This window comes from Bacillus sp. FSL L8-0152, assembly GCF_038006365.1.
Lineage (GTDB): Bacteria > Bacillota > Bacilli > Bacillales > Bacillaceae_G > Bacillus_A > Bacillus_A cereus.
This window is the reverse complement of the sequence record NZ_JBBOVB010000001.1, coordinates 2,260,277-2,283,574: the sequence shown is the minus strand read 5'-3', so window position 1 is coordinate 2,283,574 and position 23,298 is coordinate 2,260,277. Positions and strand designations below refer to the sequence as shown.

The window sequence follows — 23,298 nt, the reverse complement described above, 5'->3', positions numbered from 1 at the left end:
TAAAGATTTGAATATAATTCCCACTCATTTAATGGTTTATGTAATCCATCACAGTTAGTCCCTTTCCGGGATAACCCGCACGTACAATCATTTCTCTCTTTACGTTATATTTCACATAAACTACATTCACTCTTTTTCTATCCGGCCCTTAACATTACATTTTCTGTAGCAAAATGAAAAGAGCACTTAAGATTGTAAATTCCTACAAATCTTAAGTGCTCTTTTGAAAACTTTTCTATAAATTTTTCTTATTGTCCATTATTGGCAGGAACCTCTCCTGCATTTCCACCATTATTTGGTTGTACTGTTGCAGGTGGGGTTGGAGTTCCTTGACCTCCATTATTATTCGCTGGAGGTGTCGTTCCTTGACCTCCTCCGTTATTTGCTGGAGGTGTCGTTCCTTGGCCTCCTCCATTATTCGCTGGAGGTGTCGTTCCTTGACCTCCTCCGTTATTTGCTGGAGGTGTCGTTCCTTGGCCTCCTCCGTTATTCGCTGGAGGTGTCGTTCCTTGACCATTTCCGTTATTTTGTTCATTTTGTTTCTTTTCTTCTTCTTGTTTCTTTTGCTCTTCTAGTTTCTTTTGTTCTTCTTGCTTCTTAAGTTCCTCTTGTTTCTTTTGCTCTTCTTGTTTTTTCAGTTCTTCTTGTTTCTTTAATTCTTCTTGCTTTTTCTCTTCTTCAGTTTTTTGCTGTTGATCTTGTTTTGGTTGCTCCGTTGTATCCGGTACGCTAGTATTTGGCGATGAATCACGTTTTTCACCTTTTATACGTAGCTCACTACCTTCTTGAATAACGCTACTTGGCATTTTAAAGCGTGATTTATCTGTAGCCATTTCACTCATCATTTCTTTAAAGATCAACTGTGCAATTTTCGTATTTTTACTACTAATATACTCGTCTTTACCATCTTTCATATACCCCGTCCATACTGCCATCGTATATTGCGGTGTATATCCAGCAAACCAACTATCACGAGTTGCACTTTCTGGAATTTTATATTGAGCTAATTGTTTTGATGAGTAGTTTGTCGTACCCGTTTTACCAGCTACATCTAAAGATGCTATATTTGCAGATGTACCAGTACCTGATGTAACTACAGAACGAAGCATATCTGTAATCATATATGCCGTAGAATCTGTCATAACTTGTTTTGGCTTTTGTCCAAAACTTTGTGACTTACCATCTGGATAAACAACTTTCTTAACAAAATGCGGTTTCGTATATTTACCATCATTACCAAATGCCGCATAAGCGCCCGCTATTTCAGTTGGTGATACTTCATTTGTACCAATCGCTGTTGATTCAGTCGGTGCCGCATTAAATGTAATGCCTAATTTCTCAGAGAAGTCTTTTGATTTATTAATTCCAACTTCTTTCGCAGTCTTAATTGCTGGGATATTTCGTGACTTTTCTAATGCCACACGCATTGTAATAGGTCCCATATGACTTCTATCTGAATTTCGTACTTCTTGTCCCGTTGAATACTTAAATGGAGAGTCATCAATTTGATGGTACGTGGCCCATTTTAAATATTCAATTGCAGGAGCGTAGTCGAAAATCGGCTTCATCGTTGAACCAGCTGCACGATCTAATTCAATTGCCATATTATGCCCTTTAAATACAGCTTTATTTTCTCCACGGCCACTACCTATAGCACGAACTTCTCCTGTTTTCGTATCCATAAATGTAAATGCACCTTGGAATTTATCGTTCGGATAATCAATGATATTATTATTTAAAATATTATCAGCGAGTTTCTGTGCTTTCGGATCTAACGTTGTATAAATTTCTAAACCATCAGAACCAATATTAGCATCTGGCAATTCTTTTTCTACTTCTTTCACAACTGCATCCATAAATGCAGGGTATGGCATTGTTTGTAGTTGAGTTGCAGGCTTGAGTCCCTTTTCTACGTCAACTTTTAATGCTTCTTCCATTTCCTGTTTTGTTATATATCCATGTCGATTCATTAAGTTTAGAACAACATTTCTTCTTTCTGTTGCTTTTTGAACATTTTCTTTTTTCGTTGGATCATAGTTATTCGGTGCTTTCGGTAAACCTGCCAACATCGCAACTTCTGGTAATGTTAAGTCCTTCAATTCTTTACCATAGTAGTTTTGTGCTGCTGTTGCGATCCCATATGAACGGTTTCCTAAGTTAATTTTATTTAAGTACATCTCTAATATTTCATGTTTTGAATACTGTTGTTCTAGCTTATAAGCTAAATATATTTCTTGCGCCTTACGCTTTGGTGTTTTGTCCATTGATAAGAAGTAGTTTTTAATAACTTGCTGTGTTATCGTACTTCCACCTTGAGAACCGTAATCTCCTTTAAGACTTACTAGAACAGCACGCGCAGTACCTTTAAAATCTACTCCGCTATGCTCATAAAAACGTGAATCTTCTGTCGCTAAAAATGCATTTTCTACTAATTTAGGTATTTGCTCATACGTAACATTCGTCCTTTTTTCTTTTCCATATTCATATACCAAATCCCCGTTTTTATCATAAATTTTTGAGGATAACGGATTAACAAGTTTTGCTTTCTCAAGTTTTGGTGCATCCTTAATCATTACGAAAAAGGTAGCAACCCCCGCCACTAAACCAACAATACCAAGTAATAAACAAGTAATTAAAAACTTGCGAAAGAATGATGTTTTACCTTTTGGTTTTTGTGTTTTAGAAGCTGGTTGTTTTTTCTTTTTAACTTGTCGTCGTTCCTCTCGAGAACGATAATTTTCTGACATGTTACTTTCTCCTGCCTTTCAATTCTCCCGTTGATTTACTTAAAAATATTGAGGTCACTTTCTAAAATGCATTTGATTAAGAAAGTATATTGACCTGGAGCATTCAATATTTTCCCAATTCACAGATTATAAATTTTAGAATACTTCTTATACAAACTATTTTCACTTCTATTTTTCCTAATAACGCTGCCCCTTTAAGCATAGAATGTAAAAAGTGAATTTTTAATACCTCGTATAAATAATATACCTTTTTTTCAAATGGTCAATATTTTCTTATTTATAAATCAAAGGTGAAATAAAAATAGCACAACGATATGTACTTCGTGTGAACTTCCTTATAATTACGTATAACAAACATTTAATATATTGCATATAAGTATAATACCTCTTAATTTATAAGGATTTCAACTTCACAACCTCAATATCTACAAGAAATTATTAAAAATGAAAAGTGAGGAGTTGCGTAATGATGAAGCTATCTCCCGTGATTTCAAAAAATATAGTTGCTGTTGGCTATAATCCTTTTTCTATGATTTTGCGAATCCAATTAAAGAATGGTATGTACGATTTCTTTAATGTACCAGAAAGTATTTATACTGGCCTATTACATGCACAATCTAAAAGTTATTATCATAAAACTTATATTAAAAATTCTTTCCGCCACACAAAAATTTAAACTTAACACCCACTAAAAAAAGGAGGTTAATCCTCCTTTCTTTTAAAAACATTTCACAGATGAATTATCTTCGATTCCTCTTATTAATTTCATCATATGCTTGAATTTGTTTTTTCAAACGCCGATCAGCTTTTTTATCATGCACTACAAGAATTGCATGTATAACTCCTGGCACCCAAAATATTAATGTTAATATGAAATTTATTATTGCCTGAATTGGTTTTCCACAAAATAGTACAGCAACAGGTGGAAGAAAAATTGCTAATAAATACATCATCCCTTGAAAACTCCTTATTTTGTATTTTATATATCCCTTTTCAAAACATACGTAAAGAAACCTTATGATGTTGTTGTTACATAAATTTTCATTAAGTATATATAACATCTCTTACTTTATATATTCTATCTATAGGCAAAAAAACCTACTACTATTTTAATCTTAACGTACCTATAAAATTCATGTATCTCCTTCTATTTATATAAGTATTTCAACCTTTTCATTGTTTTCTAGCCTATTTTCTTCCTCTATTGCAGTTACTCCAATTGCAGAAATTAACGTTCCTATCGCTTGTATCCAAATACCAATGAGTGCAATTATTCTCTCATCCTTCTTATCAAAAATACTATCTTCATTTTCTCTCTCATCTTTCAATACATTTGAAACACCTTGATACGCTTGTAATCCAGCACCTAAACTTTGCATGGAGTTACCTAATATAATAATTTTCTGTAGTACATTTATATCCATCAAAGCTGCTTCTACTCCTAAAAAAGCACCGATCGATTGTAAATTGTTCCCTGTAATAATAAGATAATCATTTTCTTTCGATTGTTCATTTATATTAAAATATGTTCCTATTACATTTGATATATTCCCTAATGCTAATAGCTCAATTCCTATTTGATCAAGTAATTTACTTTGATTCTCTAAGCCTATATTTTGATTTTCTCTTTTTTCTTCCCCATCATCATAATTGCTCGCAATGATTTGTAATATATACCCGAGGGCTTGTAATGAGCTTCCTACAATAACGAGATCCGATTCAACTTTCTCTTCTCCAATAAATCCTCTTGTCGTTCCAATTGCAGCTGTAAGGTTCCCACCTACTTGAAACCATGCCCCTGTAACTTTTAAACCGCTTGGATTCATTTTTATCACCTATTTAAATATTTTCTAAACCTTTCAAAATAAAGTGAAACTTTAATCAGTGGGGTTTTCTTCATCCCCCTCCTAAATTCTTTGCTTTCGCTGAATTTTGAGGTAGGGGTCTTACTAATCGGCAAATAGCGGAATAAATAAATTCCACCCTTAATCTTTTATTTTATTTTTTAAATGTAATTTTGTGAATGATATAATGTGCTACTAATATAAAAAGCACCTTAAAGGTGCTTTTTATATGCATGCTGGGCATGTCAGTGAATCTCCATTTTTATCTATTGTTATATTCAATATATATTGAGTTGCTTTATGTGACCAAGTTTCAGGTGTAGGTGATTCATTTATATATTGTGGCGCACATGACTTCAGCATTGGAGTACTAATACTCCCTCCAGGATCTAAAGCAACTACAGCCATGCCATGAGGTAATTCCAGTGCCATAGATTTAGTGATACCTTCAATTGCAAATTTTGAGGCACAATATGGCGCAAGCTCAGCTTCACCTTCTCTCCCCCAACTAGAACTCATATTAATGATAATTCCTTCTTTCCTAGCTACCATTGCGGGAACAAACGCTCTTATTACATTTACTACACCATTCACGTTTACATTCATTACATTTTCGAATTCTTGAGCCGTAATTTTCCAAAGTTGTGCATTTTGATTTACAATCGATGCATTATTTATTATCATATCGGGAGCCGTATGTCTATTAAGTATATAATTTGCCCAGTTGTTAACTTGCTGAGAATCTGAAACATCAATTACTTGAAAATCATGTATTTTACTGTACTGTTTTTTTAGTTCTTCAATTTTATCTTTTGAACGTCCACAACCATATATGTTCCACCCTAATTCATCAAATCGGTCAACCATCGCACGTCCTAACCCTTGTGTCACACCTGTAATAATTACAGATTTACCAATTTCTTTTCTCTGCATTTCTCTCATCCTCCTTCCCTATATCTTACTCTCTTCATTTTTATTCAGCCATTTACTATAGTATCAACTCAACTCATACTTTAGTAATGGTTTTGATATTGCATACATAAATAAAAAAAGTAACCATCATGGTTACTTTTTGCTATATATCTAAAAATTCATTGTTTATTTCATTATCGTTTTTACATTTCAACTTCTCTTTTCCACATTTTTCACACTGGTAAATATAAACTACACCTAATGTATCTTTTTTAAAATCCTCATTATCCTGCATCTTAATAAAAATATATTTATGTTTACAATGCGATTCACCCAAATAATTTTCAAACCACTTTTTCAACACAACACATTCCACCTTTATGATAGAACCTTTATTTAGCTGCCTTATTACATACTTTTATTTAAATATTCAATCTCATATTGCAATTTTTTAAATTGCTCAAAATGCATGGTAATAGATTGGCTACTACCATAATCAACATTTTGTTTCACTAATATAACACCCGTATCATGAAAAAGCGCTTCAAGTTCTTTCCTAATAGACACTTTCGCAATATGAGCTGTTTTAATTGCAGATAAAATTGCAATTTCATTAAACTTTAATTTTATTTCATTTGGACAAAATGCGTCTTCAACTAATATAACTTCATTACTATAAATTAGTGCAACAAGATTACTTGATTTGGCATCTGTTAAATCAACTTTTTTCATAATATCTTTCATTACATTTTGCCTCCTTTATTTTCGTATATATCAATTATACAAATTTTTTAAAAAAATTACTCAACTTTATTATATTAATTTTAACACACTTTTATTGAAATCCATGCTCCAAACGTTTTACTATTCCACAATTTTTATTATATGAACCATCTGGACTATAACTCCATATAGTAATGTTAACAACTTATTATAAAGCAGGTGAAAATTATGCCATCAGTTGTAGGGAATTTAGTTGTACAAAATAGTAATGGTTCATTTAACTTAGGTGATTTCTACAACGTTTCTCCAAAAGAAAATACGAAAGCTTATAATGGCTCTGGCGCATCAAACGTTGGTTTTGTTGTTAATACTTTTAGCGGTGTTAGCGCGACCAATACATTTGATTCTGACCTTGCAGATCAAAACCAAGTGGGTACAGCCTAATCTTATGTTCAACTTTTAGTATAGAAAATCTTAATTTGTCTATACTATAATCAGGCTGTTTGACAGCTCTTGTTGATTTTGGAGTACCCTATCTTTTTCTCCCTTTCCCTGGGGCTCAGCAGCTAGCACGAAGCTAGCTGCTTTTTCTTGTATTATTTGTCTCATAAATCAGAAATAAAAGAAGCTGCCATTTAATATTCAGCTTCTTTTACGTTATTTCAATAATATCCATAGCGTTAAATACGTAAGTTTTATAAAAGGCGTCTGTACAAATTACAATTTGTTTTACCGGATTGATATGTACAACAGTCATGTAGTTTGTTAGTATGTAACCATCTTCAAAATATGTTACCAATATTTCTTTCTCAGACAGTAATGACGTTAATAATTTATCAGAAATTCTCTCTTTTGCTTCGTTTGTTAAAAGCCGTTTTTGTACTTTTAATTTCTCTCCAATAATCTTTCTCATATTTAAAAGTTGTTCGGATATTACTGTAAACGGAACCCACTCTCTTTCTTCCTTTTGTATCTTTACATCGTTCATTTTTATCTCCTTGATCATTTATACATTTATTTAGCCATACTATCCCTTAGTTATTTTTAATACGCACTAAACTCGGATTTACTTCTAAACTATAATTAGGTTACCTCTCAAAAGAACATTCGTTCTTATTATACACGAACTTACGTTCTTTTGAGAAGAGCCATACTTATTATTTTTTAACAAAAAACATAATTTTATTTATCTCCATACTTTTTTCCTTTATCAAATAAACTTCTCATTTCTTATGTAAAATGCATATAACAACTAAAAGGCGACTTCACACAAAGTGAAATCGCCTTTTCTTAAAAAATATTTCAATGTTTATTTTTCTATCCTAACTAATGTTCTTTCTGGAATACATAATTCATCTATATTAAAATGATTTATTTTTAATTTCAATTCCCCTACTCGTTCCTTATCTTCATCACCAACCCAACAACTGAATAATTCGAAATAGTCTCCATCTTCCAAATAACCTTCCATAATCTTGCATAAAGTTAAAAGTTTTTCTTTCGCTTCTTTTTTTTCCTTTACGTTTTGCCACTCGACAAGTTCAATTCCCCAACTAGTTGAAACCTCATATATGTAATTTTTTTGGAATTGATACTCTTGTACCATTTCAAGCATACTTTCCTCTGCAAAACATGATCCAAAAACAATTACATCATTAGAATCGGGCTCCGTTAACGGAATTTCTACATTACAGCCTATGTAACTTGCTAAACTCATTTTATACTCCTCCAATATTCGTATAAAAAATACTTCATAGTATATTTATTTACTTAAATATAAAATCCCTGCCTAAACAAAAAAGTTTTAAATTTTTTCGTTTATTAACCATCTATAACTGAACACATATACTATGATGAACGAACTCACAAAGCATAAGAAAAGAGAGCATTTACAACACTCTCTTTTCTTACATACTCTATGAAACTTTACAAAACTGAATCAGTGATTTTTATTATTATATTTCATTACATATACTTAGGTTGTACTATTATATGTAACTCTCTCTCTGTATCCGCTTTTTTCGGATGACGAAAATAATTAAGTTCGTACTTTAACACTTTATACTCAACAATCCCGATTTTAATCCCTTTCGTTTCTTTTAATATAGCTAATAAATCACTTACATTTTCATCATATGACTCAAAAATTTTCGCGCCGCCCTCTCCTTGAAAGATTACTTTCATATATTCTCCCCACCTTAATTTATTGATGTGGTAAATGACGCGTTTAATACGATTCATTATTTATCCTAAAATTTTCACACCAAAAAGAACATCCTTTCCATTCGAATGCTCAGCTTTTTACTAATTATCCATATTAAATATTTATTCAAAAACATTATATGTATTATTTTTTAAATTATGTTCGATATCCATTATTTCCCATTGTAATTCTTAATATTTAAATGTAATATTGTATTGTCTTACTATCTATTTATAACTCACACACTAATTAGAAAAGGGAACTCTATATGAGTTCCCTTTTCTAATTATGATTACAATCATTATTTCTTTTCTAGAAATTTAAATGTATCTTTAAATTCTTTATTATTCACTTTAATATCAGCATCTTTCAATAAATCATTGACTACTTGTTGTTTCCATTTACCTGTCGTATCTTGTAGTCTTTGTTGTTCTAAATCTTTACGAATTTTTTCCTTTACTTCATCAAATGGCTTCAATTCTTTTTTATCCGTCACTTTAATAATATGGTAACCGTAAGTTGTTTTAACTGGATCACTTACTTGGCCTGCATCTAATTTATACGCAGCTTCCTCAAATTCTTTCACAGTTTGTCCAGGAGCAAAACCAGATATTTCCCCGCCCTGTTCCTTTGAACCAGTATCTTCTGAATACTGTTTTGCTAAGGCAGCAAAATCTTCACCATTATTTACTTTCTCCTTTACTTCTTTAGCTGTCTTTTCATCTTTCACTAAAATGTGACTTACTTTCATTTCTGGTTTATAGTTATTTTTCACATCTTTTTCTTTGACTGTTGCTTTAATCGCTTTCTCAAATGCAATTTCTGGCTTCATTTTTTCTTTTAATTCATCTTCATTTTTCAATCCAAGTTGTTCTAAAGTTGATTTAAAGTTCTCACCCATTTTATCTTTTGCTTCTTCTACTTTCTTTTTTGCTTCCTCATCCGAAACTTTATATTTATCTAACAATGCCTTACTTAACATCATTTGATATAAAGTACTTTCTCCATATTGTTGTCTTAATTCTTTACTTAATTCTTTCTCTGTAACATTTCCTACTTTTGATGTTACTACGTTGTCTGAAGAACCACATGCAGATAATGCTAGCATCACGCATGAAATAATTGTTCCAATAAATATTTTTTTCTTTTTCAATTCAAATACCTCACTTTTATCATTATGCAAATTAACTATACACAGGCATTGTGAAAACAGTGTGTTTTCTGCATGTAATTCATTTCATATGAGTTGACTATGTATCATGCATTTCCATTTTTAAACATAAAGAGTCTTCTTACTATTATGTATAGTAAGAAGACTCTTTACATACACCTCAAAAACAATACGGCTGCTATAGTTACTTAATACTTACATGTTCTTCAGGTATCCAACTATTCTGCCCGATATCTACCGCATTTCCCACTCTACCCCACACTCGAAAAGATGTCGATCCATCTATATTTCCTTTATAATTCATACATTCAGGCTCTTCATAATAATTTACTCTGTAGCCGACAGGATATTTCGAAGTTGCATAAAACCATTTCACCTTAAAATGTTTTAAATATGCCCACTGCTTATCGTTCCCTAAACAAATCATATCTTGCTCACCGCCTCCCCAATAACCTGTTAAGATTAAATATGGAATTTTCTGAGTGAGTGCACCTGTAAATTGAGGATTCATGGGGTTCTCATATAAATTTATTCCGTATCCATCAGGATATTTCGAAACTGCAATACCAATGCCATTCGGTTGCTGTTTATACACTATGTTAGATTGATTTGCTTTGTTCGAATCTATAAACCAAGAAAGTGACTTATTTCCTACTAATCGATTCAGATCACATTTCCCAATCCCAGGAACATTCCCTGAATCCGTATATTGCCAAATATCACATGGATATGCTGGCTTATTCCCTCCATAACGAGGGATCCATACGAAATCAGCTTCAATATTACGTGCTCCAAATGATAAATACATGTGATGCCCTACATATAATCCTACTTTTTCCGCACCTAAACGGCGTAATTCATCAATAAATGCCTGTGTCCCGCCTTGCATATCTGCCATCGTTTGAACTTCTACGTCCGCCACCCAAAACTTAGCTGATTGATCACCACGATTCCAAAAATCTTGTGCCTCTTTCTTTGCATCAGCAATAGATATAAAACGGCAAAAAGCATAATTACCGAATGGGATACTATACTTTTTCATTTCACTAACATAATTTTGATACATAAAATCCACCGTATTAGAGCCATCTTGAACTCTAGCAATCACTAAATCTAGCTGAGATGCTGCAATATCCCAATTGATAGTTCCATTCCATTTTGAAATATCTACAATATAACCCATACATTCCAGCTCCTTTTTAATGTCTTATTCATAGCTTGTTTTATTGTAAGCCTTATCTCTCTAAAACTAGCTATCTATAATATAAATAAAAAGAATCGTTACTGTTTTAAAAAATATATTCTCTTTCAGAAATATTTCTATTAACTTTAACATATATACCATATAAAACATTCTCATATTTGAAATATACCCTACTATTCATTTGTTATGTAATCTCGTCCTATCAATCCAGGTATCAATCATTTTTACGGATATTAGAAAACATCCCCCTACATTATTAAATTAAAACTTCCAAACTTAACGCATGCACTAAAATAATATAATTACCACCAACAGGAATAAGCGGCCCAACTGTAACAGTTGGATCAGCACCTATTGAATTTTTTAATTCATTAAAATATGTGATCCACGGTGGCGAAAGCTGAGCTTGTACATTTTCTTCCACTATTTTATACTACCTCCTTATACAATTCTTACTAACATAATATGTAGAAAATAAAAAAATGCATTAGTTATATTAACCATTTGCGTATTTATTGATTATATTAATTAAACGTTTTATTTCGCATTCTCAATTTCCCCTTTACATCTTTAAGCAATTTTACTACTATGAAATTCTTTATTATAAGCAAATCCACTGAAGTTTCATATTATACTAATACGACTCTACATCCTTTAACTTATAATACTCAATATTAGGAGCTGATTTCATGGAAAAAAAACCTATCGTGTTCAAAATCCCACCAAATTCAAAACTAAAAGTTACATTTTTCGGTCCTTGTAACGAAGTAATTACAAATGTGTCTATAATTAATCAACTATGCACCCCTAAATGTCAAACTATCACGCAATATCCAGACTTTAAGAAATATGTGACTGAAGTACGATCGCTATCCCGTTGTTAGTTCGCATAATGTACGATTTTCACAAATTTGTTACCTAAAATAACTGAGAAAGAAAATAAATGCATTCCTAAACTAAAATTACACATTTTATGATATTCCATTGATAATTCATTGATTTTTTACACGTTTTTATTAAAAGAACATATATTATCGTATGGAGATTATCCACTCATAAAACCTATCTTTCTTTAGAGCGTACTTATTATGTATGCTCTTTTTTTATGCAACCGTCCCCCTTCTAAATTGACCAATAATATATTAAAATTCTTTATATACTCAAGGAGGTCAAATATGTTCAAGCTGCATCCAATACTACTCATCTTAGGATTGATTTTGTTTTTATATAGTGTAATCGCCTTTATGTTATTCTTTTCAGTGTATTAGTATTACCTTCACAAATCTATGTTCAATATATAATTTCTATATAGTAAAGAAAAAACGTAACGATACGATCTTTTATGTATTCCTTCTTTCTTGTTCTATAAGAAAACTAGTAAACTTACTAACAATGAGTTTGTACAAGCATGTTACTTATTATTCTGTTTATTATCTGAAGAAGATTGAAACCCTTACAAATTAAACTATACTTAACCTGTTTACTTATATATTTTAGAAAAACAATAATAATCCCCCACCATTTGGTAAGGGGATTAACTAAACCTACTAAAAAACATTTAATGATCTGTTTTATTTAATTGGAGAAGGAAATCTTGCCACTTCAAAGTGAACCGTATTTACACCATTAACATTTTGTACAATTACGCCAGCAATACTACTTTCTGCAAAAATTTCAACTACATCTCCTGCTTCTAATTGAAGAATAGTAGTTACGGAAACATCATTATTAAAAAATACTCCTGTTCCAAAGAAATCATTATCTATCGCTATTGCTGGATTTCCATTCACACGAATTTCTACTCTAGCTCTGTAATTCACATTAAAATCATTTGGAGAAAATGTTATATTTCCTAATACACTATATACCCCTCTAGTTTTCGGAGTGAAAATGGATGTTACTGGATTATATTCATTCGCTAGATCAAATTGTTCATTTTGAAATAATACTTTAACAGGAGTATTTGCTAGAACAGGTTGATTAACTGTATTCACAGCTCTAAATGCCGATGCCCTTACAAGCTCCTCTTTCTTATCATCACAACACTTCACCTTTACATACTTCCTATCACATTTACTACTTTTCCTATAACAATCATGACTTTCCTTTTTATAATCTTTACAATACTTACAGTAATAATAAGACATAGTTAGTCCCCCTTTACACTTATTTTTACATAGTATGCTATATAGATTAGAATAGCTTGGACGACCTGTTACTATTTTTAATAGAGTAAAAAACCCTCACCATTTCGGTGAGGGTTTACCTTTAAGCTTCTGTAAACTCATTGTTTAATGACTTTATTTAATTGGAGAAGGAAATCTAGCTGCTTCAAAATGTGCACCATCTTCTAAAGGACTTAAAACTCCATCTATACTACTTTGTGCATAAATCTCAACTTCATCCCCTGCATTCAATTGAACAATCGTCGAAACACTTACTACATTTCCAAAACTTATTGGACCAAAAAAGTCATTATCTATAGCTATCGCTGCGTTTCCATTCACACGAATTTCTACACGCGCTCTATAATTTAAAGTTGGATCGTTTGGAAAGAAACCAATCGTTCCAATAATAGAATATACTCCTTTAGTCTTCGGCATAAAAATAGATGTTGCTGGATTATACTCATTCGCTAAATCAAATTGTTCATTTTGAAATAACACTTTCACAAAAGTATTAGCAGGAACATTTTGATTTACTGTATTTCTAGCTCTAAATGCGGATGCTCTAACAAGATTGTCCTTGTTATCATGGCACTTACTAGTGTTCTTACAACAATCATGATGCTTCTTTTTATACTCCTTACAATACTTACAGTAGTAATAACAAGACATACTAATTCCCCTTTCAAACTTATTACTACATATTATGTAAGATTGATTTATAAGGTTTGGACTAGCTATTTTTATTATTCATAAGGGCGCTATTAACCTGCACCCTTATTTATATACACCACTTCATTCCTTACTAGTTATAAGTTGTATACAGTTCCATATGGAATAGTAAGAAAAGAACTTCCGTACGGTGTAACATGATGTACTGGGTAAAAATACTCTACGGATGAATAATACGGTTGTACACCTTGCTGCTGCATTTGCAATTGTTGTTGCATTTGCAATGCTTGTTGAATAGCTTGGACTGTACTTTGTGCTCCACTATACGTTATAGATGTACCATACGCTGGTCGCATACCAGTTTCAGAATTAAAATATGAATAAAACATGATTTTCAGCTCCCTTCCCGTATAAGTTATTACAAATTATATTATGATTCTTTATTTCAGTGGGTACTATAAAGCTAGTCCACTCGCTTATATTCAAATAACAAAATAAAAAAGTAGCTGCTAGACTACTTTGACTCCTTCTTATTACCAAATGAAATGATATACATATTCTCCTGTTACACGCTCATTAATTCCCGCAACCCTAACGAACCTAAGTAAATCCGCCCCTTGAAGAAAATATATCGACATCGTAACCGGTACTTGTGACCACATGAATTGAAAAAGCTCATTCACCCTCTGATTCGTCGTAATGATTAAATCATTTACAGGTCCATGATTCCATGCAGAGGTTTGAACTGAAGTGAAAGAAAGGTCTTTCCCATTAACCACTATTCTTGCCACGCTTTGAGTTATGTCCACAATAATCCCCTCCAACATTACAAAAATTGGACCTTTTTTAGTTCATATTATTATAAATATTCTTGACTGTAATAAATGTTTAAGGCAAATCCCTAATAAAGTGAAACTTTAATCAGTGGGGGCTTACTGCCCGTTAATGCGGGATAAAATTTTTTATTCATATCCCTCAATTCCCATTACAACCATATAATTTCTAACCTTATTCAATTTTTGTAATTAAAATAAAAAATAGCTAATTCACTACTTAAAAAGTAAAAAAGCATCAGATTGACTAGTATGTAGATGGTTAAATGAATGTAAAATGTTTTTAAATTATCTACTCTTTTTTTAGTTTGGAAGTAACTCTCATCTCGTCCCATCTTTATACACCACTTTCTTAATCACACTGAACGCAATATTCAATTGATGAGTTTGTCATTTCGTTACCTCCAATTAACGCCTTTGTTCAATGTAGTAATTTTCTTGTATAATAAAAGTTAATTAATCTAGAAGGGACTGAATTATGCGCAGATATCAATATTTTTAATCTACCTATCATTACAACATAACGGAGGTAAAAGTATTGATTACAGAACTACACTCACAGAGATTATATTTAAGGAAAATGAAAGCATCTGATTCACTAAGTATGTTTAAAATATGGTCTGATCCTGATGTTACTAAATTCATGAATATAAGTAATTTCACTGATGAGAACCAGGCAAAAGATATGATTCAATTCCTTAACGAACTCGCTCAAAATAATAAAGCTATACGTTTTACTATTATTGAAAAAGAATCTAATCACATTATCGGTTCATGTGGCTATAATTCCTTAGATTTTGAAAACTCAAAGACTGAGATTGGCTATGATATTTCAAAAACATTTTGGGGTAGAGGATATGCACCTGAAGCAATATCCTCTTTATTAGATTATGCTTTTACACATCTAAAACTATATCGTGTTGAAGCAAAAGTTGAACCTGCAAATGTAAATTCCATAAAAGTATTAGAAAAATTAAACTTTACTTTTGAAGGTACTCTGAGAAAGAGCGAAAAATCAGCTGGAAAGCTTATCGATTTAAATATCTATTCGAAATTAATAAGCGATTAATTTTAGTCCCTCTGCCCATACTCAATCAAAGTGTGGGCTTCTTTAATTTCTGTATAAAATTCAAAAGTTTGACACAATCCTGGAAAAAGCTTATAAAGAAAAGTGAGGTTCCGTTATTTTCACACTTAGTAGCGCAGTCATGTTACATACAATTTTATAAGTGTGAACGAACTACAAAACTAAAAAACAAATAATAAGTTTGCAACATGTTTGCAAATACGAATTTTGCATATAAATTCGTGTGATATTGAAAGGAGTTTTACTTATGAAAGAAATTAAAACAGAACAAGAATTCAAAGACATCATCGCAAGCGAGGAGCCTGTAGTTGTTAAGTTCTTTACTACATGGTGCCCAGATTGCGTACGTATGGACAACTTTATCGGAGATGTAATGGAAGAGTTCAATAAATTTGAATGGTATTCTATTAATAAAGATGAGTTTCCAAGTATCGCTGAAGAGTATCAAGTAATGGGTATTCCAAGTTTACTTGTATACCAAAATGGTGAGAAGTTAGGCCACTTACATAGTGCTAACGCAAAAACTGAAGAGCAAGTTACTGAGTTTTTAGAAGCATACTAAAATAAAAGCCCTCTGGAAAATATTTTTCAGAGGGCTTTCATCTATTTTCACACTTATCTTTTGACGTTTTTCATCGTTTAATGAATTACACCTTGTCATTATAAGAATAATACATAGTAAGAAAAGTATTCGTTTCTTCATCCATCTCCCCTCCTATCTCTTTAGTAAATAAACTCCAATTCGGTTTCCACCCTGACTTTGTACTTTTCAACATATTTTTCCTTCACGAAACTTTGTTATCCCCTTCTTAAAAAGCTATAAAACGTCAACAATGTTTGTATAGACCCACACGACTTTCGTTTGATACTCTATTTATAGAAAGAATTCCTTTAAAGAAAGGTGAGTGATTAAAATGGATACTCTTTCTCATAAAGAAGCTGATAAAGGTGCTATTGTCAGCATTATGGCCTACATATTTTTATCCTCTATGAAAATCATCATCAGTTATATTACCCTCTCTAGTGCATTACGTGCTGACGGTTTAAATAACTTAACGGATATCGGTGCTTCTTTAGCGATATTAATTGGTCTAAAAATATCTCGTAAACCTCGTGACCCAGATCATCCGTATGGGCATTCGCGGGCCGAACAAATCGCATCACTTGTTGCGTCCTTCATTATGGCAACAGTCGGATTAGAAGTTGTTATTAGTGCCATTCAATCTTTCTTAAATCCGAAACAAGCAGCACCTAATGTACTCGCTGCATGGGTTGCTTTATTTTCTGCTGTCGTTATGTACTGCGTGTATTTGTATACGAAAAAAATTGCAGCACGAACAAAAAGTAAATCATTAGAAGCCGCTGCAAAGGATAATTTATCAGATGCACTCGTAAGTATTGGTACTGTAGTAGGTATTGTCGGTTCTCAGTTCCAAATGCCTATTTTAGACCCTATTGCCGCTTTAATTGTAGGTCTTATTATTTGTAAAACTGCATGGGAGATTTTCGTAGAATCTTCTCATATGCTAACAGATGGAATTGATCCTGATAAAATGGAGGAATACGCTGATGCTATTGAGCATATTGGCGGTGTGGAAAACATTGTAGATATTCGAGCTCGTATGTACGGGAATCAAACGTACGTTGATATTACAATTGAAGTAGATGCTCGTATGGATGTTGGAGAAAGTCACTGTATTACTGACAATATCGAGGCTATGCTTCGCAAAAAGTTTGGAATTTACCATGCACACATTCATGTTGAGCCAATGAAAAAAGAACCTATTATGACATAGGTTCTTTTTTTATGAACGTTTTATGAAATATAACACATAAAACGAGCCAGCTACCGCCAGCTGCCCATCCTGCTAATACGTCAGATGGATAGTGCACGCCAAGATATATTCGGCTAACTGAAATAGATAATACAACAAAGCTTGCTATAAGAATAATTAATAATTTTTTATGCAATGAAATACGATCTTCAGTAATTGTGACGTATGCAATAAATCCTAAAAAAGCAGTAGCATTCATCGTATGACCGCTCGGAAAACTATATCCAGTTGCAGTAACAAGCTGCGTGACATCAGGTCTTGCTCGTTCGTACCATAGTTTAAGCATACTGTTTAAATAACGAGATCCGTAGTAATTAATTGTTAGAAGTAACGCACTAAGCAACTTTTTTCTAACGAGAAAATACATTACAAGAATAATGAGTAATGGAAAATATATTCTTTTGGAACCGATAAAAGACACCCAAGTAAAATAGGTCGTCAAATAATCGTTTCGAAAGCTTTGAATAAAATGTGCGACTATATTGTCGAAATTCTCAATACAAGCGGTATGATACGAAAGTGATAATACGACAAAACAAATGAGTAACGTAAAACTTAGCAAGTATAAATGTCGATATCGTTTCACATACATAACCTCACTATGCAAAAAAATGGAGCGGTTGTTTTAGTTTTCCTCTCCATTTCTTTTTTATGCATAGTTTATTAAAAAATATAATTATTAATTTTTTGCTTCATCTCAGGGATATCTTCTCTTGTTACGGTAAAACGAATCACCTTCTCATCAAGATCAAGCGCCTCAGCGAATAATCCAGCTAAACCACGGGATTTTCTATCTACTTCCATAATAATTTCTAGTCGGTCGTATGCACGTGGCAAGATTAATAATTCTAATTCATCTAATTTCCCATAATGCTCTCCAGAAACCGGAATAAACTCAAATTCTTGTGCGAATGGAACTTGCTTACATAATCGATGCGGTAATTCTTCACATTCTATATGACGTGCTTTAAACCCTAATTCATTTACACTATCTAAAACACTACTTAATAATGCATTGGGTAACACTTGAACGTAGTCGCGGTCACTTGGGTCTATACTACGTTTAATATCAAGACCTGTATGAATCCAAACCGTTTTCATACCAAGTGTAAGTGGTGCTTCAATTGGCATTGGAAAAGAAAATGGAATTTCAACTTTTTCATTCGGTTCTACAGAAAAAGGTTCTGTTAAGCGTACTCGCTCTAAATCATATGTTGCTGTTACTTTTTTATCATCCACTTCTCGTACATAAGACGTCGATAATGTTAAGTAAATGCTTTCAATTTGTTGGCTAACTGAACCTCCAGTTATATGAACCTTTCCAACTATTTCTTCCCCAACAATATACTCATCTTTTTCAAGAACAGTATCTACCTTTGCACTTCCAATACCAACGCTTGCTAAAAATTTTTGAAACATGGAGTCTTCATCCTTTCTAAAGCAGAAGCTACATCTTGTTTTAAATCTTGTACATTCTCATAGTACGGCGTTTTTATTTGTAACATTCGCATAAGCATTTCGCGATTATAATTTTCCAAAGTTAATTCTTCGTACCATGGTTTTTCCTTTTTTTCATTAGATTCATATCCTGCATATAATAAAAATAATGAGAAATGACCGAGCGCATAAAAGTCACTACGAAAGTGAACTTCTCGCATCAAAGCTTGTTCACCTTCGTAAGTTGTAGCTCGCTCATCATCCTCACCTTTCCATTTAGCCAATCCAAAATCAATAATACTAATTTGATTTTCTTTCATTAGTATGTTTGGAATGCGTAAATCTCGATGAATAATGCCTTCACTATGAAACACCGATACAATTTCTAATATTTCATATAAAATCTCAAAAACTTCACGTTCTGTATATACATACCCATCTATGAAAATATAATCTTCAAAATTTTTACCAGGCATGTACTCCATTACAAAGAAGCTCTTTTTCTCCCATATGAAATGATCATATAGACTAGGAATTGCATGATGATTCAATGTTTGTAAAATCATTTTCTCTTGTTCAAATGATTTTCTACCAGACTCATATCTTTGTTTACTTTGTCTTAATTGTTTTAAGACTTTATATCTATTTATTTGTAAATCATTAACGACATATGTAACCCCATAACTGCCCATTCCAATTACTGATTCAATTTTATAACGTTCTGCAACAATTGTATTTTTTCGCAGTGGTCTATCAAATAAAGCTAGTACACGACGCCATTTCATCAGCTACTTGAAAAGAAGCTACGGCTTTTACGTTTTCTTTTATAATGTTGATGTCCATAACCAGATGAACGTCGTTTATAATCGCTACTTGAATAAGAGCGCCCTCTACGACGATAATCACTACTTGAATACGAACGATATTTTTTCTTTCCTAATAAAGAATCAATAATTTTTTTGAACATTCCTTCACCTCTTGAGTAAAATTTCCTTTTCATTATACCAATAATTATTGACTATATTTGTGACAGGTTTGTAAAGAGTAAAAAACGACGAGTTATGCCCGTCGTTACTTTCATTCATCCTCTTCATCAAAAACTTCATCAATCATACATTTCTCTAATAAATACTCAAATGTAATATCTGCGAGATCTTCAATTTCTTCTCGTTTTGGGACGTACCCTCTTTCAATTAGTTGCTCATAAAAAAACTCCGCAATCTCTTCCGTATCAATCACGACTTCAATTTCCTTCATGAGCATCACTCCTTTATTTCTGTTTTATGAAAAAATCTCAAAATTATGTATATGAGATTAGAAAAATAGATTTTATTTTTTTATAGGTCATAAGCTTTGGACGAGATGCATACGATTGTAGTACAAGCTATTCAAAGGGGGAAATAATAATGGAAAATCAATATGAAGTAGGACAAACAAAAGAAGAGTTCATGCATGAAGATCAATGGGCAGACTCTCTTATAAAGTGGCTTTTTATTTTTTTAATAGTTGTAGGCATACCTTATACTGCATATGTTGTTGTTCAATTTATTCTCTCTTTCTAGTTAACTATTTTTTCTCTGTCAATTTAACTAAATAATTATGAACAACATCCATTACAATTTTATATTCTTCATCTTTAAATGTATCGAACAATAATTGATAATCGTTATAAATATCAAGTAACCCATCAATGATTTCTTGACGATTCGTCTTAACACTCACTTTTTTCGAGTTGTTAATTGACTTTAACTTACCTAAATCTAATTTATTCATACCTGCTTTATCTTGTTTCAGTTTCTTCAAAATTGCATTTGCCGTTTGAGCATTCGCAAGTAACGTTAAATCTGACTCATCCGCTTCTAACCATTCACCATCCGTAATCCGTGACAATTCATAAATTGTATCTTCCCATGCGTCATTCTTATATCTCCATACTTCTGTACGAAAACCAACAATACGGAAAACATCTTTATCATATCCAGTTACTTGCACAAGATCACCAAACGTGAAATTATAATTTAATTCAATCCACTCCGTATCGCCCTTTTTCATATCTTGCTCTGTAACGTGCTGCAATGTTTGCTCTACGTAAAATCCATCGTGATTATTGACTTCGTATACATAAACTCCATCTAAAATCTTCATATTTGTGATTTTCCCAACGGTTCCATATAGCGTAATCACGACTATGTCCCCTACGTTGTATTTAGGTTGTTTTTTTCTTGCCATCTCTATCTCTCCTTTTTTTGACGTCGTGATTTTGATATCAGTATATGCAACCTACATAAAAACGCTTATCACAGAAGCTTATATTCATAAATTTTTTCAATAAAAATTATAATCTTATAAAATTTACGTTACACTCAAAAAAAAGCTAGTAACTAGACTAGCTTCAAATCAACAAATTTCGTATAAAAAAACATACAGAATACTTCACTTTAAACAAAGTAATGTATTCTGTATGTTTTCAAATAGTTTTTATCTATCTTGTATGTATAAATCCCAGGCTTCATCAAATATAGACATACTTTCTAGCATTCCGCTCAACTCTAAGTATGAACTAATTTCATCATAGTCTTCAGATTGCTTCGGAAAACTTAAATCATCATACATCGCCTCTGCTAAATCTGAAATTTCATTTCTAAATAAAGCTGCACGATGCTTCATCATATAATGGTAAAATGTTTTTTTCAAAAATATTCCCTACCTTTCTAACTTGGGTACATTATACAAGGCGAAAAAGAAAAAAACCAGCATAAAAGCTGGTTAAAAGTCGAAATAATTTCTTTTTAATAGACGCGGTCTTCCCATTAATTCTTCATACGTTAGTTGTTTTGGTAAATCTTTCGTGTAAATTAAAAATAATTGATCTTCAATTTCTTTTACTGTATGGTCTGATTGATAGTCCATCCCGCACGAGGAACAAGAAATACATGGTGTCTTTTGGATTTCAATGGCTTTCGTACCATCTGGTAATTCCCAATATACAGTATTCAAGCTTTCTTTCGCTTCTGTACTGTCACACCACATACAATTCATACTGCATCACCCTCAGTTTTTTTGTCGTTTTCTTCTAATTTAGCCATTTGTGCTTGATATTTTTTATCTTTTAATTGATCACGCTTATCACGTTTATCTTTTAAAGATGCATGCGTATCATTATCTTCATAGTCTTTACGACGGTTCATACGCTGTAAGTCGTCTGGAACGAGGTTAAATTTCTTATCGCTCATAAGACCTGCGATACCAACATCTGAACGTTTTTCTTCGTAGTTCGGATAAATCTCTTTAAAGTATCCTTCCGCTCTTCCTGGAATATAGCTCTCTGGCTCTGGATACGTCGTAATAACACCTTCAAAGTTACGAAGTACAACTTTATCTGCACTTTGTGAGATTAAATAGTTTGGTTGAAGTGCAATTTTACCGCCTCCACCTGGCGCATCAACAACGAATGTCGGAACAGCATAACCAGATGTGTGTCCACGTAAACCTTCAATAATTTCAAGACCTTTAGATACTGGTGCACGGAAGTGACCGATACCTTCAGATAAATCACATTGATAAATGTAATATGGACGTACACGGATTTTTACTAAGTCATGCATAAGTTTTTTCATAATTGGAACGCTGTCGTTAATACCAGCTAAAATTACTGCTTGGTTTCCGACTGGAACACCAGCATTCGCTAACATTTCACATGCCTTTTTCGATTCTTCAGTAATTTCAATAGATGTATTGAAATGTGTATTTAACCATACTGGATGGTATTTTTTAATAATGTTACATAAATTTTCTGTAATACGTTGTGGGAATACTACTGGTGCTCTCGTTCCGATACGAATAATCTCAACATGCGGAATCTCACGTAAATTTTTTAATACATATTCTAAAATTTTATCGTTAATTAGAAGTCCATCACCACCGGAGATTAATACATCTCGTACTTGTGGTGTTTCACTAATATAAGCAATCGCATCATCTAATTGTTTCTTCGGTACACCCATTCCAATTTGTCCACTAAAACGACGGCGTGTACAGTAACGACAATACATAGAACATTGATTTGTTACTAAGAATAGTACACGGTCCGGATAACGATGTGTTAGCCCTGGAACTGGTGAATCTTCATCTTCGTGAAGCGGATCTTCTAAATCATATTTTGTTTTATATAACTCTTCCGAAATCGGTACTGATTGCATCCGAATCGGACAGCGTGGATCATCAGGATTCATTAGCCAAGCATAGTACGGTGTAATGTTTAACGGGATCGTTTTCGTTGAAATTTTAACGCCCTCTTCTTCTTCAGGTGTTAAGTTAATTACTTTTCTTAAGTCATCTAACGTTTTGATCGTATTCGTTAATTGCCAAACCCAATCATTCCATTGCTCTTCAGTAACATCTTTCCATAATTCGATATCCTTCCAGTGACGATTTGGTTTGTATACATCATGTAACATTGCTATTC

General features: G+C 32.5%; 33 protein-coding genes and 1 pseudogene. 7 read left to right on the top strand and 27 right to left on the bottom strand.

The window, feature by feature from the left end:
• Positions 1 to 248: 248 nt before the first annotated feature.
• Positions 249 to 2,747 (bottom strand): transglycosylase domain-containing protein, encoded by a 2,499-nt coding sequence (locus tag MHH27_RS11645; RefSeq protein WP_025118549.1) that lies wholly within the window; start codon positions 2,745 to 2,747, stop codon positions 249 to 251.
• Between the two features lie 466 nt (positions 2,748 to 3,213).
• On the opposite strand from MHH27_RS11645, the gene MHH27_RS11640 reads away from it, so the two are divergent.
• Positions 3,214 to 3,423 carry a KTSC domain-containing protein gene (locus tag MHH27_RS11640; protein WP_000977080.1) on the top strand — a complete coding sequence of 70 codons (210 nt, stop codon included), beginning with the start codon at positions 3,214 to 3,216 and terminating at the stop codon, positions 3,421 to 3,423.
• Positions 3,424 to 3,487: 64 nt separating this feature from the next.
• Here MHH27_RS11640 and MHH27_RS11635 read toward each other — a convergent pair whose 3' ends face one another.
• The 5 genes from MHH27_RS11635 to MHH27_RS11615 form a co-directional block, all read right to left on the bottom strand.
• Positions 3,488 to 3,700, bottom strand: a complete 213-nt coding sequence (locus tag MHH27_RS11635; RefSeq protein ID WP_000990219.1) for a YqaE/Pmp3 family membrane protein — start codon at positions 3,698 to 3,700, stop codon at positions 3,488 to 3,490.
• 198 nt (positions 3,701 to 3,898) lie between these two features.
• Entirely contained in the window at positions 3,899 to 4,573 is a 675-nt protein-coding gene (locus MHH27_RS11630) for a DUF6944 family repetitive protein (protein WP_098235643.1), read from the bottom strand.
• A gap of 243 nt (positions 4,574 to 4,816) precedes the next feature.
• Positions 4,817 to 5,524: an SDR family oxidoreductase gene (locus tag MHH27_RS11625; protein WP_001189038.1), complete on the bottom strand. Its 708-nt coding sequence runs from the start codon at positions 5,522 to 5,524 to the stop codon at positions 4,817 to 4,819.
• Between the two features lie 142 nt (positions 5,525 to 5,666).
• Positions 5,667 to 5,867 (bottom strand): hypothetical protein, encoded by a 201-nt coding sequence (locus MHH27_RS11620; RefSeq protein ID WP_000915134.1) that lies wholly within the window; start codon positions 5,865 to 5,867, stop codon positions 5,667 to 5,669.
• A gap of 44 nt (positions 5,868 to 5,911) precedes the next feature.
• Positions 5,912 to 6,247, bottom strand: coding sequence for a hypothetical protein (locus MHH27_RS11615; protein ID WP_000651909.1), 336 nt, complete (start codon positions 6,245 to 6,247; stop codon positions 5,912 to 5,914).
• A 207-nt stretch (positions 6,248 to 6,454) separates the two neighbouring features.
• On the opposite strand from MHH27_RS11615, the gene gerPF reads away from it, so the two are divergent.
• The gene (gene gerPF / locus MHH27_RS11610; RefSeq protein ID WP_001141569.1) at positions 6,455 to 6,670 is read left to right on the top strand and encodes a spore germination protein GerPF; all 216 of its coding nucleotides are present in this window, start codon (positions 6,455 to 6,457) and stop codon (positions 6,668 to 6,670) included.
• Positions 6,671 to 6,878: 208 nt separating this feature from the next.
• Here gerPF and MHH27_RS11605 read toward each other — a convergent pair whose 3' ends face one another.
• The 6 genes from MHH27_RS11605 to MHH27_RS11580 all read right to left on the bottom strand — a co-directional run bounded on the left by MHH27_RS11605 (position 6,879) and on the right by MHH27_RS11580 (position 11,228).
• Entirely contained in the window at positions 6,879 to 7,214 is a 336-nt protein-coding gene (locus MHH27_RS11605) for a YolD-like family protein (protein WP_340942588.1), read from the bottom strand.
• A 321-nt stretch (positions 7,215 to 7,535) separates the two neighbouring features.
• Positions 7,536 to 7,943: a hypothetical protein gene (locus MHH27_RS11600; protein WP_061660149.1), complete on the bottom strand. Its 408-nt coding sequence runs from the start codon at positions 7,941 to 7,943 to the stop codon at positions 7,536 to 7,538.
• Positions 7,944 to 8,191: 248 nt separating this feature from the next.
• Positions 8,192 to 8,410, bottom strand: a complete 219-nt coding sequence (locus MHH27_RS11595) for a hypothetical protein (RefSeq protein WP_000864277.1) — start codon at positions 8,408 to 8,410, stop codon at positions 8,192 to 8,194.
• A 320-nt stretch (positions 8,411 to 8,730) separates the two neighbouring features.
• Entirely contained in the window at positions 8,731 to 9,582 is an 852-nt protein-coding gene (locus MHH27_RS11590) for a peptidylprolyl isomerase PrsA (protein WP_340942584.1), read from the bottom strand.
• 202 nt (positions 9,583 to 9,784) lie between these two features.
• Positions 9,785 to 10,783 (bottom strand): glycoside hydrolase family 25 protein, encoded by a 999-nt coding sequence (locus MHH27_RS11585; RefSeq protein ID WP_000540668.1) that lies wholly within the window; start codon positions 10,781 to 10,783, stop codon positions 9,785 to 9,787.
• A 277-nt stretch (positions 10,784 to 11,060) separates the two neighbouring features.
• Positions 11,061 to 11,228 (bottom strand): hypothetical protein, encoded by a 168-nt coding sequence (locus MHH27_RS11580; RefSeq protein WP_000392277.1) that lies wholly within the window; start codon positions 11,226 to 11,228, stop codon positions 11,061 to 11,063.
• A gap of 265 nt (positions 11,229 to 11,493) precedes the next feature.
• Between MHH27_RS11580 and MHH27_RS11575 the strand changes: the two genes are divergently transcribed.
• Entirely contained in the window at positions 11,494 to 11,688 is a 195-nt protein-coding gene (locus tag MHH27_RS11575) for a hypothetical protein (protein ID WP_000412557.1), read from the top strand.
• Between the two features lie 687 nt (positions 11,689 to 12,375).
• Here MHH27_RS11575 and MHH27_RS11570 read toward each other — a convergent pair.
• From MHH27_RS11570 to MHH27_RS11550, 5 genes and pseudogenes are all read right to left on the bottom strand, one after another.
• A complete protein-coding gene (locus MHH27_RS11570; RefSeq protein WP_000122945.1) occupies positions 12,376 to 12,951 on the bottom strand; it encodes a hypothetical protein in 576 nt (191 codons plus the stop codon).
• A gap of 153 nt (positions 12,952 to 13,104) precedes the next feature.
• The gene (locus MHH27_RS11565) at positions 13,105 to 13,641 is read right to left on the bottom strand and encodes a C1q-like domain-containing protein (protein WP_001278088.1); all 537 of its coding nucleotides are present in this window, start codon (positions 13,639 to 13,641) and stop codon (positions 13,105 to 13,107) included.
• A gap of 137 nt (positions 13,642 to 13,778) precedes the next feature.
• Positions 13,779 to 14,030, bottom strand: a complete 252-nt coding sequence (locus MHH27_RS11560; RefSeq protein WP_000500095.1) for a DUF3947 family protein — start codon at positions 14,028 to 14,030, stop codon at positions 13,779 to 13,781.
• A gap of 144 nt (positions 14,031 to 14,174) precedes the next feature.
• On the bottom strand, positions 14,175 to 14,450 hold the full coding sequence (locus tag MHH27_RS11555; protein WP_000355690.1) for a hypothetical protein: 276 nt from the start codon (positions 14,448 to 14,450) through the stop codon (positions 14,175 to 14,177).
• Positions 14,451 to 14,662: 212 nt separating this feature from the next.
• A pseudogene (locus MHH27_RS11550) lies at positions 14,663 to 14,809 on the bottom strand (2TM domain-containing protein); the annotation flags it as partial.
• Positions 14,810 to 15,012: 203 nt separating this feature from the next.
• On the opposite strand from MHH27_RS11550, the gene MHH27_RS11545 reads away from it, so the two are divergent.
• Together MHH27_RS11545 and MHH27_RS11540 are read left to right on the top strand one after the other, a co-directional pair.
• A complete protein-coding gene (locus tag MHH27_RS11545; RefSeq protein WP_000627262.1) occupies positions 15,013 to 15,543 on the top strand; it encodes a GNAT family N-acetyltransferase in 531 nt (176 codons plus the stop codon).
• A gap of 265 nt (positions 15,544 to 15,808) precedes the next feature.
• Complete coding sequence (locus tag MHH27_RS11540; RefSeq protein WP_000658787.1) at positions 15,809 to 16,123, top strand: thioredoxin family protein; 315 nt, start codon at positions 15,809 to 15,811, stop codon at positions 16,121 to 16,123.
• Between the two features lie 85 nt (positions 16,124 to 16,208).
• Here MHH27_RS11540 and MHH27_RS11535 read toward each other — a convergent pair whose 3' ends face one another.
• Positions 16,209 to 16,334, bottom strand: a complete 126-nt coding sequence (locus MHH27_RS11535) for a hypothetical protein (RefSeq protein WP_340942582.1) — start codon at positions 16,332 to 16,334, stop codon at positions 16,209 to 16,211.
• 141 nt (positions 16,335 to 16,475) lie between these two features.
• Between MHH27_RS11535 and MHH27_RS11530 the strand changes: the two genes are divergently transcribed.
• A complete protein-coding gene (locus tag MHH27_RS11530; protein WP_000380385.1) occupies positions 16,476 to 17,357 on the top strand; it encodes a cation diffusion facilitator family transporter in 882 nt (293 codons plus the stop codon).
• On the opposite strand, the gene MHH27_RS11525 is transcribed toward MHH27_RS11530, so the two are convergent.
• The 5 genes from MHH27_RS11525 to MHH27_RS11505 all read right to left on the bottom strand — a co-directional run bounded on the left by MHH27_RS11525 (position 17,347) and on the right by MHH27_RS11505 (position 20,090).
• Positions 17,347 to 17,982, bottom strand: a complete 636-nt coding sequence (locus MHH27_RS11525) for a phosphatase PAP2 family protein (protein WP_000833369.1) — start codon at positions 17,980 to 17,982, stop codon at positions 17,347 to 17,349. The genes MHH27_RS11530 and MHH27_RS11525 overlap by 11 nt on opposite strands.
• A 77-nt stretch (positions 17,983 to 18,059) precedes the next feature.
• Complete coding sequence (locus tag MHH27_RS11520) at positions 18,060 to 18,815, bottom strand: sporulation protein (protein ID WP_000486624.1); 756 nt, start codon at positions 18,813 to 18,815, stop codon at positions 18,060 to 18,062.
• Positions 18,797 to 19,618 (bottom strand): serine/threonine protein kinase, encoded by an 822-nt coding sequence (locus MHH27_RS11515; RefSeq protein WP_000872058.1) that lies wholly within the window; start codon positions 19,616 to 19,618, stop codon positions 18,797 to 18,799. Before MHH27_RS11515 ends, MHH27_RS11520 begins: the two co-directional genes overlap by 19 nt.
• Positions 19,618 to 19,800: a hypothetical protein gene (locus tag MHH27_RS11510; protein ID WP_000473371.1), complete on the bottom strand. Its 183-nt coding sequence runs from the start codon at positions 19,798 to 19,800 to the stop codon at positions 19,618 to 19,620. Before MHH27_RS11510 ends, MHH27_RS11515 begins: the two co-directional genes overlap by 1 nt.
• 110 nt (positions 19,801 to 19,910) lie before the next feature.
• Entirely contained in the window at positions 19,911 to 20,090 is a 180-nt protein-coding gene (locus tag MHH27_RS11505; protein ID WP_000658451.1) for a YozD family protein, read from the bottom strand.
• 149 nt (positions 20,091 to 20,239) lie between these two features.
• Here MHH27_RS11505 and MHH27_RS11500 point away from each other — a divergent pair, with 149 nt between their 5' ends.
• A complete protein-coding gene (locus tag MHH27_RS11500; protein ID WP_000431486.1) occupies positions 20,240 to 20,395 on the top strand; it encodes a DUF3930 family protein in 156 nt (51 codons plus the stop codon).
• A gap of 4 nt (positions 20,396 to 20,399) precedes the next feature.
• Here the strand turns inward: MHH27_RS11500 and MHH27_RS11495 are convergent, their stop codons facing one another.
• The 4 genes from MHH27_RS11495 to ablA all read right to left on the bottom strand — a co-directional run bounded on the left by MHH27_RS11495 (position 20,400) and on the right by ablA (position 23,290).
• The gene (locus MHH27_RS11495; protein WP_000101490.1) at positions 20,400 to 21,062 is read right to left on the bottom strand and encodes a hypothetical protein; all 663 of its coding nucleotides are present in this window, start codon (positions 21,060 to 21,062) and stop codon (positions 20,400 to 20,402) included.
• A gap of 249 nt (positions 21,063 to 21,311) precedes the next feature.
• Positions 21,312 to 21,527, bottom strand: a complete 216-nt coding sequence (locus tag MHH27_RS11490; RefSeq protein ID WP_000750717.1) for a YozE family protein — start codon at positions 21,525 to 21,527, stop codon at positions 21,312 to 21,314.
• Between the two features lie 72 nt (positions 21,528 to 21,599).
• Entirely contained in the window at positions 21,600 to 21,872 is a 273-nt protein-coding gene (locus tag MHH27_RS11485) for a YokU family protein (protein ID WP_000995766.1), read from the bottom strand.
• Positions 21,869 to 23,290, bottom strand: a complete 1,422-nt coding sequence (ablA, locus tag MHH27_RS11480) for a lysine 2,3-aminomutase (RefSeq protein WP_000902145.1) — start codon at positions 23,288 to 23,290, stop codon at positions 21,869 to 21,871. Before ablA ends, MHH27_RS11485 begins: the two co-directional genes overlap by 4 nt.
• Between the last annotated feature and the right edge of the window lie 8 nt (positions 23,291 to 23,298).